Source organism: Rhodovulum strictum, from assembly GCF_009649175.1.
Taxonomy (GTDB): domain Bacteria; phylum Pseudomonadota; class Alphaproteobacteria; order Rhodobacterales; family Rhodobacteraceae; genus Rhodovulum; species Rhodovulum strictum.
In genome coordinates, this window is the sequence record NZ_WJPO01000022.1 from 55673 (window position 1) to 68878 (window position 13206).

Below are 13206 nucleotides of genomic sequence, written 5' to 3' on the forward strand. Positions count from 1 at the left end.
CGCGGCACACATCCCACGGCGCGATAACGTTTTTTCCATCTGCATTTCCCATCCGGCGGAAACCGGTTAAGTCTGTGGCCAAACAAGTGAGTGGTGCACCGGATGAGCAGCGGCAGCAGCCTGTTACCCATCATTGCGATCCTTCCCTTCCTGGGGGCGTTGATCCCCGGGGTCATGATCCGCGCAGGCCGGACGGCCTGTGCCAGTTTCACGGCGATCCCGACGCTTCTGGCGCTGGTGATGCTGGGGGTGCTGGCGCCCGCGGTGATGCGGGGCGAGGTGATTCAGGCTCAAATCGAATGGCTGCCGCAACTGGGGCTGTCGGCCAGCTTCTTCCTTGACGGGCTGGGGCTGTTGTTCGCGGGCATGATCCTGGGGATGGGCCTGCTGATCACGCTTTACGCGCGGTTCTACCTGTCGGGCGAGGATCCGATGGGGCAGTTCTATACCTATCTGCTGCTGTTCCAGGGCGCGATGCTGGGCATCGTGATCTCGGACAACATCCTGCTTTTGCTGATCTTCTGGGAACTGACCAGCCTGACCTCGTTCCTCTTGATCGGCTATTGGAAGCATCTGCCCGAGGGTCGGCAAGGCGCGCGTATGGCGCTGGCGGTGACCGGTGCGGGCGGGCTTGCGATGATCGGGGGGATGCTGATCCTGGGCAATATCGCGGGCAGCTACAACCTGACCGACATCCTGCAACAGGGCGACGCGATCCGGGCGTCGGACTGGTACATCCCCGCGCTGATCCTGATCCTGATCGGCGCCTTCACCAAGTCGGCGCAGTTCCCGTTCCATTTCTGGTTGCCGCACGCGATGGCCGCACCCACCCCGGTTTCGGCCTATCTGCATTCGGCGACCATGGTGAAGGCCGGGGTGTTCCTGCTGGCGCGGATGTGGCCGGTGCTGTCGGGGACCGACGCGTGGTTCTACATCGTCGCGACCACGGGCCTGATTACCATGGTGCTGGGCGCGCTGATCGCGATCTTCAAGGACGATCTCAAGGCGTTGCTGGCCTTTTCAACGGTCAGCCATCTGGGCCTTCTGACCATGCTTCTGGGGCTGGGCACCAAGTTCGCCGCGGTGGTCGCCGTCTTTCACATCATCAACCACCTGACCTTCAAGGCGGCCTTGTTCATGTCGGCGGGCATCGTCGATCACGAGACCCATACCCGCGACATCAAGCGTCTGGGCGGGCTGGCGCGGCTGATGCCGATCACGGCGGCCATTGCCATGACCGCGGCGCTGTCGATGGCCGGCATCCCGCTGTTCAACGGCTTCCTGTCGAAAGAGATGATGCTGGATGCCGCGTCCGAAACCGTCTGGGCGGGCAGCCATCTGGCGGTGCCGGTGCTGGCGACGCTGGGGGCGCTTCTGTCGGTGGCCTATTCCTTGCGCTTCATTGCGCATGTCTTTCTGGGGCCGGTGCGCGACGATTATCCGTCGAAACCGCATGACCCGCCCTTCGGCATGTGGGCCGCGCCCGCGCTGCTGGTGCTGTTCGTGGTGCTGATCGGCATCCTGCCCGCCACCATCGTCGGGCCGCTGGTGGCCGTCGCGGGCGGTGCGGTGATCGGGGGCGAACTGCCCTATTACTCGCTCAAGATCTGGCACGGCTTCAATGCGGCGGTGGTCATGTCGGTGATCGCGGTCGCGGGCGGTCTGGTGCTGCTGGCGCTGCACCGGCCGCTGGACCGGCTGTGGCAGGTGGCCCCGCGGCCCGAGGCCAAGGTCATCTTCGATTGGCTGATCGAGGCCGCGGCGGGTCTGTCGCGCCGGTTCACCGAGGGGCTGCATAACGGCGCGATCAGCCGCTATCTGGCGATCTTCGTCACCGCTTCGGTGGTGCTGGGCTATATCGCCTGGTCCGGGGGCGGGCTGGCTGCGCCCGACCGGCCGATGCTGCCGGTTCCGCCGGTCGTTGCCATCGGATGGATACTGCTGGCGGTGGCGACGGCGCTGGTGGTGACGATGCACCGGCGGCGGTTCCAGGCGCTGGTGCTGATCGGGGTGATCGGGCTGATGATCTCGGCCGGGTTCGTCTATCTGTCGGCGCCCGACCTTGCGCTGACCCAGATCTCGGTCGAGACGGTGACGATCATGCTGCTGCTGCTGGCGCTGCATTTCCTGCCCAAGGACACGCCCCGCGAAAGCCCGCTGGCATTGCGGGCGCGCGACGGCGCCCTTGCGATTGCCGCGGGCGGCGCGGTGGCGGCGCTGACGCTGGCCTTCCTGCTGCGCGACTTCGCGCCGATCTCGGACTATCACCTCGCCAATTCCTACGAGGGCGGGGGCGGGACCAACGTGGTGAACGTCATCCTCGTCGACTTCCGCGGCTTCGACACCTATGGCGAGATCATCGTTCTGGGCATCGCGGGGCTGACGATCTACGCGGTGATGGAGACGCTGTTGCGCGGTCAGGCGGCGCGGCGGCTCAGAAACACGGCCTATGCTCAGGACCGCTCGCGCGACCGGCATCCGCTGATGATGGTGGTGGCCACCCGCGCGATGCTGCCCATTGCCATCGTGGTGGGCGTCTACATCTTCCTGCGCGGCCACAACCAGCCGGGCGGCGGGTTCATCGCGGGGCTGGTGGTCTCGATCGCGTTCCTGATGCAATACATGGCCTCGGGCTTTGCCTGGGCACAGGCGCGCCAGCGCATCGGCTATCACGACATGATCGGCTGGGGCGTGGTGATCGCGGGGCTGACAGGGGCGGGCGCCTGGCTGGCGGGCAAGCCGTTCCTGACCAGCGCCTTCGGCTATTTCCAGATCCCGCCCATCGAGGAATTCGAACTGGCCACCGCGATGCTGTTCGATCTGGGCGTGTTCCTGACGGTTCTGGGCGCGGTCATGCTGACGCTTTACAGCCTGTCGCGGATCGCGCGCTATGCCGGCGAGACGGTGAATGTCGAGCCGATGGACTACGACCCCTCGCAGCGGGTCGCGGCAATCGGCAAGGGAGACGAGTGATATGGAGTTGATCGTTGCGAGTTCGGTCGGCGTGCTGACCGCGGGCGGGGTCTATCTGCTGCTGCGGCTGCGCGCCTTTCCGGTGATCCTGGGCCTGTCGCTCCTGTCCTATGCCGCGAACGTCTTCCTGTTTGCTTCCGGGCGGCTGGTGATCAACGCGCCGCCCGTGCTGAACAAATATGGCGAGGCAGTCTATACCGACCCGCTGCCGCAGGCGCTGACGCTGACGGCCATCGTGATCGCCTTCGGCATGACGGCGCTGTTGGTGATGGTGGCGCTGGGCGCCTTCATCGAGGCGGATGACGACCGGATCGACATGACCGAGGCGGATGGCGCAGGCGCGGCCTCGCGCAAGGATGGCGCGGCATGAGCCACTGGATCATCGCCCCTGTCATCCTGCCTGCGCTGCTGGCGCCGCTGATCGCCTATGTCATGCGCTACGACATCGTGCTGGCGCGCGCGGCTTCCTTTGCGGGCACGCTGGTTCTGGCCGCCATCGCGCTTGGCCTTTGCCTGCTGGCCGCGGATGGCCAGACCCATGTCTACGAGCTGGGCGACTGGCCCGCGCCGTTCGGGATCGTGCTGGTGCTTGACCGGCTGTCGGCGATGCTGGTGTTGGTGACAGCCGTGCTGGCGCTGATCGCGCTGGGCCATGCCGCTGCGACCGGCTGGGATACGCGGGGGCGGCATTTCCACGCGCTGTTCCAGTTCCAGATCATGGGCATCTGCGGGGCCTTCCTGACCGGCGACGTCTTCAACCTGTTCGTGTTCTTCGAGGTGCTGCTGATCGCGTCCTACGGGTTGATGATCCATGGCGGCGGCAAGGTACGCTTGCAGGCGGGGCTGCAATACGTCGTGATGAACCTTGCGGGCTCGACCCTGTTCCTGATCGCGCTGGGCACGATCTATGCCGCCACGGGCACCCTGAACATTGCCGATCTGGCGGTGAAGGTGCGCGAGATCCCGCTTGAGGATGCGGCCCTGATCCGGGTGGCGGCGATGCTTCTGATGATCGTCTTCGCGATCAAGGCGGCGCTGTTTCCGATCCAGTTCTGGTTGCCTGCGACCTATGCCAATGCGCCCGCCCCCGTGGCTGCGCTGTTCGCGATCATGACCAAGGTGGGCGCCTACGCGATCATCCGCATCCACGCGATGATCTTTGGCCCCGATGTCGTGGCCACGGACGGGCTGACCGGTTTCTGGCTGTTCCCCGCAGCGGCGGTGACGCTGGCCATCGGTGCGTTCGGCGTTCTGGGGGCGCGGCGGCTGATGCCGATGCTGGCCTTTGCGGTGGTCGCCTCGATGGGGACGATGATGCTGGCGGTGGCGGCCTTTACCCCCTGGGCGACGACCGCGGCGCTGTATTACCTGATCCACTCGACCTTTGCTGCTGCGGCGCTGTTCCTGCTGGCCGATCTGGTGGTCTCGCACCGGCCCGAGGGCGACCGCCTCGATCCTGCCCCGGCGACGGTGCAGAACGGCCTGTTCGCCGCGCTGTTCTTTGCCGGTGCCGTGGCGATGGCAGGCATGCCGCCGCTCAGCGGGTTTCTGGGCAAGCTGATGATCCTGGATGCGCTGCGCGATCCGGGGCTGATGGCGCTGGGCTGGACGGCGGTTCTGGCGGGGTCGCTGCTGGTGATCGTCGGGCTGGCGCGGGCGGGCAGCGTGCTGTTCTGGCGCTCGACCGCGGTGGCGGCGCATGTTCCGGCCGATGACGACGAGGCCCGCCCCGAAGCCCGCCCGGCCAGCCTTGCGCAGATCGCGCCGACCGTGGCGGCGCTGGCGATCACCGCCTTGCTGGCGGGCTTTGCCGGGCCGGTGACCGCATATCTCGAAGCAAGCTCGGGCCAGCTGTTCGACGCGGGCGACTACATCGCGGCCGTTCTGGGCGTGCAGGAGGTGCCGGAGGTTCCGCAGCCCGAGCCGGACGCCACCGAAGAACCCGCGCAGGAGGAGGGGTAGGCCATGCTCAGACGCATCTTCCCGCATCCGCTGCTGAGCCTGGTTCTGACGCTGGTCTGGCTGGGGCTTGTGAACAAGGTGACGCTGGGCAACCTGGTGCTGGGCGTGGCGCTGGGCATCGTCGTGCCGGTGATGACCGCGGCGTATTGGCCGAACCGGCCCAGGATCCGCAACCCGCTGATGGCCGCGGAATATGCGCTGGTGGTTCTGTGGGACATCGTGGTGGCGAATGTGCAGGTGGCGATGATCATCCTGTTCAAGCCCAATGCCGATCTGCGCTCGACCTGGATCACGGTGCCGCTGGAACTGACCTCGGCCGAGGCGATCACGGTGCTGGCGGGCACGATCACGATGACGCCGGGCACGGTCTCGGCGATGCTGTCGGCCGATAGCAGCGCGATCCTTGTGCATTGCCTGCACACCGACGATCCCGACGACGTGCGCGACCAGATCAAGGCCCGCTACGAACGGCGACTGAAGGAGATCTTCCAATGATCGAGGCGGCTCTCATCTTTGCCTTCGGCTGCTATGGGCTGGGGCTTCTGTTCAACCTGTGGCGGATCACCCGCGGGCCGGACGTGGCCGACCGCATCCTTGCGCTGGATACCATCGTCATCAACGTGATCGCGCTGTTGATCCTGTACGGCATCCGGCATGGCACGGCAGTCTATTACGAGGCGTCGATGCTGGTGGCGATGGTGGGCTTCGTCTCGACGGTCGCCTATTGCCGCTTCGTGCTGCGCGGCGACATCATCGAATAGGGGATGGGCATGGACTTCCTGACGGAACTACTGATCGCGTTCTTCCTGGTCGTCAGCGGCATCTTCGGCCTTGTCGGCTCGTTCGGGATGATCAAGCTGCGCGAGACGATGCAGCGGCTGCATGCACCCACCAAGGCGACGACGCTGGGGGTGGGAGGCGTTCTGATCGCCTCGATGCTGTATTTCCTGCTGATCGAGCGCAGTTTCTCGTTCCACGAACTGCTGATCACGCTGTTCCTGTTCCTGACCGCGCCGATCGTGGCGCATTTCATCGCCAAGACCTATCTTCAGGTGCATATCCGCCCGTCGGATCTGCCGCCCACGGGGGGCGAGCATGGCTGGTCGCTTTACGATGACCCGCCCGGCGACCGGCGCGAGGAATAGTCAGGGTCTCAGTAGTTCTGCGCCTTGCGGATGCGGTGCATCTGGTCGCTGCGGGCAAGCGCCTCGCCCAGCGTGCGCATCCCGGCTCCTTCCAGAACGCCCAGCATGTGGCGGAACACCTCGGCTGTGGCCAGCGCATCGCCCAGCGCGGTGTGGCGGTGTGCGGTGGGCAGCGTTACCCCGAACCGGCAGGCCAGCGCATCAAGCGTCAGATCGTCGGCATCGGGGAACAACGCGGCCGCCAGAAGCACGGTGCAAAGCGCCGGCTGGTCAAAGCGCAGGCCGATGCGATCCTCCTTGAGCCGCAGGAAGGCAATGTCGAAGGCGGCGTTGTGGGCAACCAGAACCGCGCCCTCGCAAAAGGCGTGAAAGCGCCGCCCGGCCTCGACGATATCGGGCGCACCGGCCACGCGGGCGTTGTCGATCCCGTGGACCGCGGTCGAGGCGGCGGGGATGTGCCGCCCGGGATTCACCAACTGGTCGAACACCTCGCCGCGCAGGATGCGGCCGTTCACGATCCGGATTCCGCCGATCTGCACGATCTCGTCGCCCGCCCGCGGCGACAGGCCGGTGGTTTCGGTGTCGAACACCACGAAGCGCAGTTCCGACAGCGGCCGGTCCGCGATCTCGTCCGAGACCGGCGGGGGCAGGGTGAAATCGTAGAATTCCGGCCTTGGATCGGTCGGGGCCAGTACCGGCGCCTTGGCAGCGCGCAGCGGCAGCACCAGCCTTGGGCCGGTTTCGGTGGCCTCGGACCAGATCTCGGTGGCATGCCCTTCCAGCGCATCGCGGCCGGTGTAATGGCCATAGCCCTCGGACAGGGGCGCGGCAAGCCAGCGGTCAAGCTCGCCATCGGGCACCTCGGCGCCCTTCCAGTCCAGCGTCAGGCAGATCTCAAGTTCGCAGGCCGACGCGCGCAGCACGAATTCGCGGCGCGAGGGGTCGGCGCGCAGCCCCTCGATCACCCGGGCCAGAAGCTCGGTGATCGCGAAGCCGTCGCAGCGGATGAACTGGCGCGCACCCTCGAAGCGCAGATCCTCGGGCAGGCGGGCCTGAAGCGCGTCGAAGATGTCGTCCGAGGCGACCGCGGGCATCGGCCAGCGCCGCGCGGTGGCGGCGCCGTGGCGCTCGGCGATCTCGTGGACCTTGACCACCAGTGCCCCCTGTTCGCGCCGAAGCTGGTGGAAGAAACTGGCGCGGGTGCTGGCGGCAAGCTCGGGATCGGCCTCGATCGCGTCGATCAGCGCGCCGATGGCCGCGGTCGGGCGGCGCACCGCTTCAAGCAGGGTATTGAACAGGTGGTCGCGCTCGGCATGGGCGTCGAGATCCTCGGTCGCGTCATGGAAGATCAGCACATAGCCGACCCGGCTGCCATTCACCGCAATCGGGCTGACGCGGGCCATCAGGAACCGCTCGCCGCAGGCGGTCGCGGCCAGGAAGCGTTCGGCCTCAAGCTCGCCGCGGGCCGCCCGCGCCCCCATCCGGTCAAGCGCATGGGCCAGCGGTTCGGGCCGCAGGAAGGTGGTCAGCCGCCGGTCAAGCCCCAGATCGCCCAGAAGCCCCTGCGCCGCGCGGTTATAGAGCATGATCCGATGGTCGGGCGTGGCCACCACGACGCCCTCGGCCAGATCGCGCAACAGTGCCTCGAACATCGCCTTGTCGCGGTTCAGGATCGCTGTCTTCTCGGCCACGGCGCGGTCCTGCGCCGCGCGGGTCTCGGCCAGCGCGTCATGGATGGCGTTCGCCGCGGGCGCCAGCGCGCCCAGATAGCGGGCAGGCGCCTCGTCGATATCGGCGTCGATATCGGCCCGGGCGCGGGTCGTCAGGTCGGCGGCCAGGGCCAGGATCGGGCGGGCGACGTTCTGGTCGAACAGCAGGCCCACCCAGGCCGTCAGCCCCGCCAGGCCGAAGCCCGCCACCGCGCCCGCGACCACATACCCGTCGGCCGGGCCGCCCGCCTTGGAATGACCGAGCCATAATCCGGCAATCAGGAGGGCCAGGCCCCCCAGCGCAAGCGCCGCAAAGAACAGCGCGAATCGGGTTCTCAGAGCAAAGCGCTCATGCATCCAACTCTCCCCCCAGCAACGCGCGGATCTGGGCCGTAAGATCCGCGGTCGCGAAGGGTTTGGTCAGGAACGCATCCGCCCCGAGTGCCAGTCCCTTGCGCCGCTCGACCTCTCCACCGCGCGCAGTCATCATCAGGACCTTAACATCTTTCAGGCCCTCGGAACGCCTGATCAGCTGGCAGATCTCGTAGCCCGAACGGTTGGGCAGCATCACGTCAAGAACCAGCAGATCCGGCGGCGCCTCCTCCAGCGCCTCGATCACGAGATTGCCATCGGCCACGCGCCGCGTGTCGTAGCCCTCGCGCGCGATCAGGTATTCCAGGGCAAGGGCGATCCCGTCCTCGTCCTCGGCCAGCATGACAAGCTTGCGTCCCATCGCGCCCCCTTTCAGTTCCTGCCGCTGCAAACGGCGCGCAGCAGCGGATCATCGCCCGCAAGCGTGCGCCAGTCGGCGCTGCCGGGATCGGTCAGCGCCGCCTCGCTTGCATCGGCGCGCGCCAGCCTGCCGCAATCGACCAGCACCGGCGCCGAGCGGGCAGGCTGCCAGCGCGAGAAGAAATACAGCGTGACCAGCCGGATCTCGGGCGCATCCTCGCGCCGGGCGGCGCGGGCGATGTCGGCCGCCATCAGCCGCGTCGTCTGCGGCGAAAGATAGGTCCAGGGCTTCCACGGAACGCTTTGCTCGACGCGCGACACCTCGACCAGACCCTCGGGCAGCCCGCTCATGGTGCGCGCGGCCCAGGAATATTCGGACCAGACGGCATAGGCCAGCATCGCCAGCCCCGCCGCCACCGGCACCGACCAGCTTGGCAGTCTGCTGCCGCTCAGACGCCTGAGCAGGAACACAATCCCGCCCGCGCCAAACCCTGCGGCCACACTCGCGATCAGTTCCAGAAACATGCTCTACCCTATTACCCCACGGCCCTGTCCAACGGCCGATTGCATCGTCTTGATCACCATGAAGGCATCGCGCAGGTGGTTGCGCTCAAGCTCCGACAACTGGCCGGGCGCCATGAAATTGTCGGCCTTGCCGCCGCTGCGGATCAGTTCGGCCTGATGGGCAAGCCGGGTTTCGCAGATCAGGTCATAGGCGTCGATCAGGTCATGCGCGCCCGATTGCGACACCACGCTGGCCTCGCGCGCCGCCACCAGGCGTTCGCGGGTGTTGACCGCCTGCAATTCGCCCTTCAGCGCATAGACCCGGCCCAGATCGACCACCGGCACCACGCCCGACAGCTTGAGATCCAGCATGTCCTTGTGCTCGCCCGAGCGGATCAGCGCGAATCCGCGGAACAGGCCCAGCGGCGGCGTGTGCTTGAGCGAGTTCGAGATCATGTGCGCCACGAAGATCGAGTTCTTGCGCGCCATTGCCAGCGTCTCGGCCTGCAACTCGGCGAACAGCGACCGCTCGCCGCCGATCGGGCGCAGGTCGAACATCACCGAGGCCAGCATCTGCGCCTCGTTGTCGGGCTGCGCGATCCAGCCCGCGAAATAGTCGCGCCACACTCGGCGCGGCTGGCGCCAGCGCGGGTTGGTGGCCATCATGTCGCCGGGGCAATAGACAAAGCCGCAGGCGTTCAGCCCGTCCGAGACGAAGCGCGCGAATTCGGCGAAATAGGCGTCATGCTCGGGGCGGAAGGCATCGTCCAGGATCAGGCAGTTGTCCTGATCGCTGACGCCGGTCTGCTCGCGCCGGCCCTGGCTGCCGCAGGCAAGCCACAGATAGGGGACGGGCGGCGGGCCCAGGTGATCCTCGGCCAGCGTCAGCAACCGGCGGATAACCGCGTCGGTGATGTCGGTGATCCGCCGCGAAATCGCATTGGCGCTGACCCCCGAACGGACGAGCTGGGCCAGAAGTGCGGGCACCTCGGCGACGACGCGGGCCATCTGTTCGGGGCCGGTCGCATCGACGATCTCGACGATCATGTGGCTGGCGGTGGCGGCCTGCTGGCGGAACAGGTCGGTGCGCCCGATCAGCCCGACGACCCGGCCCGCCTCGGTCACCGGCAAGTGGCTGGCATTGTTGTCGGCCAGCGCCATCAGCGCGTCGAGCCCCAGCGCGTCGGGCGAGATGGTGATCAGATCCCTTGTCATCACCTGCGCCACCGGCGTCGTGCCGTCCAGCCCCTCGGCCAGCACCTTGTTGGTCAGGTCGCGCACGGTGACGATGCCCGCAAGCGCCTCGCCCTCCATCACGATCACCGACGAGATGCCCTTTTCGCGCATCACCCGCGCCACGTCGGTCACTCGCGCGCCGACCGGGCAGCTGATCGGCGTGCGGGTCATCAGGTCGTTCACCCGCAGCGCGGTCAGTCCCGCCACCTCGTCGCCCGCGGCCGCGACCCGGCCGGGCAGCGAGCGCTGGAACCAGACGGAAAAGGCCGGAACGTCGTCCATCAGATCGTGGAACGCGCCCTTGGACAGCACCAGAAGCGTCACATCCGAGGCGGCGCGCGCCGTCAGCATCGCGCGGCCCAGCCGCAACAGGCCCCGTTCGCCCACGACATCGCCGGGACCGCGATGCGCGATCAGGTCCGAGCCGCCCGTCTCGATATCGACCGTGCCGGATTCGATCACGAAAAGCCCGTCGAGCCGCTCGCCCTCGGTGCAGATGGTCGTTCCCGGCCCGACCGACATCCGCCGGACGCTGGGGCCAAGGGCGGCCAGCGCGTCTTCGGGGATCAGGTCGAAGGGCGGAACCTGCCTGAGGCTTTCGAGGATGTCGGCCTCGGGGTCGGACATGCGCACCTCCTGCGCGGATCGCGGAACGGTCTTGCAAAGAACCTAAAAGGAAGTCGCCGTCCGGGAAATTCCGGCTGCGTGGGGAAGGGGGCGGCAGATCACCGCCCCCGACCTTGTCCTTAGTGGTCGGCCGCCGCAGCGCCCGCACCGCGCGGGATGCGCACGCTCTGGACCAGATCCTTGATCTCCTGCGGCGTGTCGGCCGTCATCTTCGAGACCAGGTAGGCCACCGCGAAGTTCAGGATCGCGCCCACCGCGCCGATGGCGGTCGACTGGATGCCGAACAGCGAACCGGCGATCGTGTCCTCGAAGCTGTTGGTGCCCGGGATGAAGAACCAGCCCTTGTGCAGGAAGATGTAGACCACCGTGAAGATCAGACCGGTCAGCATCCCCGCCACGGCGCCGTGGTTGTTGATGCGGGACGAGAAGATCCCCATCATCAGCACCGGGAACAGCGAGGCAGCCGCGATCCCGAAGGCCAGCGCCACGGTCTGCGCCGCAAAGCCCGGCGGGTTCAGACCCAGATAGGTCGCCAGCGAGATCGCCGCCGCCATCGAGATCCGCGCCGCCAGCAATTCGCCCCGCTCGCTGATCTTGGGGTTGATCGCCCCCTTGATCAGGTCATGGCTGACCGCCGACGAGATCGCCAGAAGCAGACCCGCCGCCGTCGACAGCGCCGCTGCCAGACCACCCGCCGCGATCAGCGCGATCACCCAGCCCGGCAGGCCGGCGATCTCGGGGTTGGCAAGCACGAGGATGTCGTTGTTCACGGTCAGTTCCGAACCCTGCCAGCCCCGCGCTTCGGCGGTTGCGGTAAAGTTGGCGTTGCGGTCGTTGTACCACTGGATCAGGCCATCGCCGTTCTTGTCCTCGAACTTCAGAAGACCGGTGATTTCCCAGTTCTTGATCCAGTCCGGCCGCTCGTCATAGGCGATCGGCTGTTCGGTCGCCCCGTTCGGGAAGATCGTGTCGACCAGGTTCAGCCGCGCCATCGCGCCCACCGCCGGAGCGGTCAGGTACAGAAGCGCGATGAAGACCAGCGCCCAGCCCGCCGACCAGCGCGCATCCGACACCCGCGGCACGGTGAAGAAGCGGATGATGACGTGGGGCAGGCCCGCGGTGCCGATCATCAGCGACATCGTGAACAGGAACATGTTCAGCATCGGAAGGAAGCTGGTGTCCTGCATGGTGTAGGCGGCAAAGCCGAGATCCTGGATCACCAGGTCAAGACGGGCCAGCAGCGGCTCGCCGGTGGCGGTGTATTCCGAGAACAGCCCGATGGGCGGCAGCGCCACGCCGGTCAGTTGCAGCGAGATGAAGACCGCCGGGATGGTGTAGGCGGTGATCAGAACGACATATTGCGCCACCTGGGTATAGGTGATGCCCTTCATGCCGCCAAGCACCGCATAGGCGAACACGATCCCCGCGCCGATCAGAAGGCCGGTGGTGTTCGACACCTCGAGGAAGCGCGCAAAGGCCACGCCCGCACCGGTCATCTGCCCGATCACATAGGTCACCGAGGCGATGATCAGACAGGCCACGGCCACCAGGCGCGCGGTCTGGCTGTAGAACCGGTCGCCGATGAATTCGGGCACGGTGAACTTGCCGAACTTGCGCAGATAGGGCGCCAGCAGCAGCGCCAGCAGCACATAGCCGCCGGTCCAGCCCATCAGGAAGGACGAGGCGGTGTAGCCGCCGAAGGCGATCAGACCCGCCATCGAGATGAACGAGGCCGCCGACATCCAGTCGGCCGCGGTGGCCATGCCGTTGGTGACGGGGTGAACGCCCCGGCCTGCGGCATAGAATTCCGACGTGGACCCTGCCCGGGCCCAGATCGCGATCCCGATGTAGAGCGCGAAGGAGGCGCCCACAACGAGAAGGTTGAGGGTATACTGATCCATTATGCCTTACTCCTCTTCCACGCCATGAGCACGGTCCAGTGCGTTCATGCGCCAGGCGTAGATGAAGATCAGGGCCAGGAAGACCAGGATCGACCCTTGCTGCGCGAACCAGAACCCGAGATCGGTGCCGCCGACGGCGATGCCCGACAGAAGCGGCCGCAGCACGATGCCGAAGCCGAAGGATACGATCGTCCAGATGATCAGGCTTATGACGATCAGGCGAAGGTTGGCCTTCCAGTAGGCCAGGGCTTTGTCCTTGTCGGACATGGGTTACCTCCCTTTGCGGTTAGAAGTGGCCGGGGCCGGGCCGTTTCGGACCCGCCCCCGGTTCGGATTACTTGTTCATCCTGTTGTCGATGAGCTGCTCGACGACGGAAGGGTCGGCGAGTGTTGAGATGTCGCCGAGTGCTCCGAAGT

At 66.7% G+C, this 13206-nt stretch carries 12 protein-coding genes; 6 read left to right on the forward strand and 6 right to left on the reverse strand.

Annotated elements, in window-relative coordinates:
* Positions 1 to 102 precede the first annotated feature (102 nt).
* Genes GH815_RS13485 through GH815_RS13510 form a run of 6 tightly spaced genes read left to right on the forward strand, consistent with a single transcriptional unit; the run spans position 103 to position 6080 of the window.
* Positions 103 to 2973, forward strand: a complete 2871-nt coding sequence (locus tag GH815_RS13485) for a monovalent cation/H+ antiporter subunit A (RefSeq protein WP_153749292.1) — start codon at positions 103 to 105, stop codon at positions 2971 to 2973.
* A 1-nt stretch (position 2974) separates the two neighbouring features.
* Positions 2975 to 3343 carry a Na+/H+ antiporter subunit C gene (locus tag GH815_RS13490; protein WP_153749293.1) on the forward strand — a complete coding sequence of 123 codons (369 nt, stop codon included), beginning with the start codon at positions 2975 to 2977 and terminating at the stop codon, positions 3341 to 3343.
* Entirely contained in the window at positions 3340 to 4935 is a 1596-nt protein-coding gene (locus GH815_RS13495) for a monovalent cation/H+ antiporter subunit D (RefSeq protein ID WP_153749294.1), read from the forward strand. The genes GH815_RS13490 and GH815_RS13495 overlap by 4 nt, the downstream gene beginning before the upstream one ends.
* Before the next feature lie 3 nt (positions 4936 to 4938).
* Positions 4939 to 5430 carry a Na+/H+ antiporter subunit E gene (locus GH815_RS13500; RefSeq protein ID WP_153749295.1) on the forward strand — a complete coding sequence of 164 codons (492 nt, stop codon included), beginning with the start codon at positions 4939 to 4941 and terminating at the stop codon, positions 5428 to 5430.
* Complete coding sequence (locus GH815_RS13505; RefSeq protein ID WP_153749296.1) at positions 5427 to 5696, forward strand: K+/H+ antiporter subunit F; 270 nt, start codon at positions 5427 to 5429, stop codon at positions 5694 to 5696. Before GH815_RS13500 ends, GH815_RS13505 begins: the two co-directional genes overlap by 4 nt.
* A 9-nt stretch (positions 5697 to 5705) precedes the next feature.
* Positions 5706 to 6080: a Na+/H+ antiporter subunit G gene (locus GH815_RS13510; RefSeq protein WP_153749297.1), complete on the forward strand. Its 375-nt coding sequence runs from the start codon at positions 5706 to 5708 to the stop codon at positions 6078 to 6080.
* 8 nt (positions 6081 to 6088) lie between these two features.
* Here GH815_RS13510 and GH815_RS13515 read toward each other — a convergent pair whose 3' ends face one another.
* The 6 genes from GH815_RS13515 to GH815_RS13540 all read right to left on the reverse strand — a co-directional run bounded on the left by GH815_RS13515 (position 6089) and on the right by GH815_RS13540 (position 13056).
* Positions 6089 to 8146, reverse strand: a complete 2058-nt coding sequence (locus GH815_RS13515) for a 3'-5' exonuclease (RefSeq protein WP_153749298.1) — start codon at positions 8144 to 8146, stop codon at positions 6089 to 6091.
* Complete coding sequence (locus GH815_RS13520; RefSeq protein WP_153749299.1) at positions 8139 to 8522, reverse strand: response regulator transcription factor; 384 nt, start codon at positions 8520 to 8522, stop codon at positions 8139 to 8141. Before GH815_RS13520 ends, GH815_RS13515 begins: the two co-directional genes overlap by 8 nt.
* An 11-nt stretch (positions 8523 to 8533) precedes the next feature.
* Positions 8534 to 9046, reverse strand: a complete 513-nt coding sequence (locus tag GH815_RS13525; protein ID WP_153749300.1) for a hypothetical protein — start codon at positions 9044 to 9046, stop codon at positions 8534 to 8536.
* 3 nt (positions 9047 to 9049) lie between these two features.
* Positions 9050 to 10888, reverse strand: a complete 1839-nt coding sequence (locus GH815_RS13530) for a DUF294 nucleotidyltransferase-like domain-containing protein (protein WP_153749301.1) — start codon at positions 10886 to 10888, stop codon at positions 9050 to 9052.
* Between the two features lie 119 nt (positions 10889 to 11007).
* Positions 11008 to 12789, reverse strand: a complete 1782-nt coding sequence (locus GH815_RS13535) for a sodium:solute symporter family protein (protein WP_153749302.1) — start codon at positions 12787 to 12789, stop codon at positions 11008 to 11010.
* Positions 12790 to 12795: 6 nt separating this feature from the next.
* A complete protein-coding gene (locus GH815_RS13540; RefSeq protein WP_153749303.1) occupies positions 12796 to 13056 on the reverse strand; it encodes a DUF4212 domain-containing protein in 261 nt (86 codons plus the stop codon).
* Between the last annotated feature and the right edge of the window lie 150 nt (positions 13057 to 13206).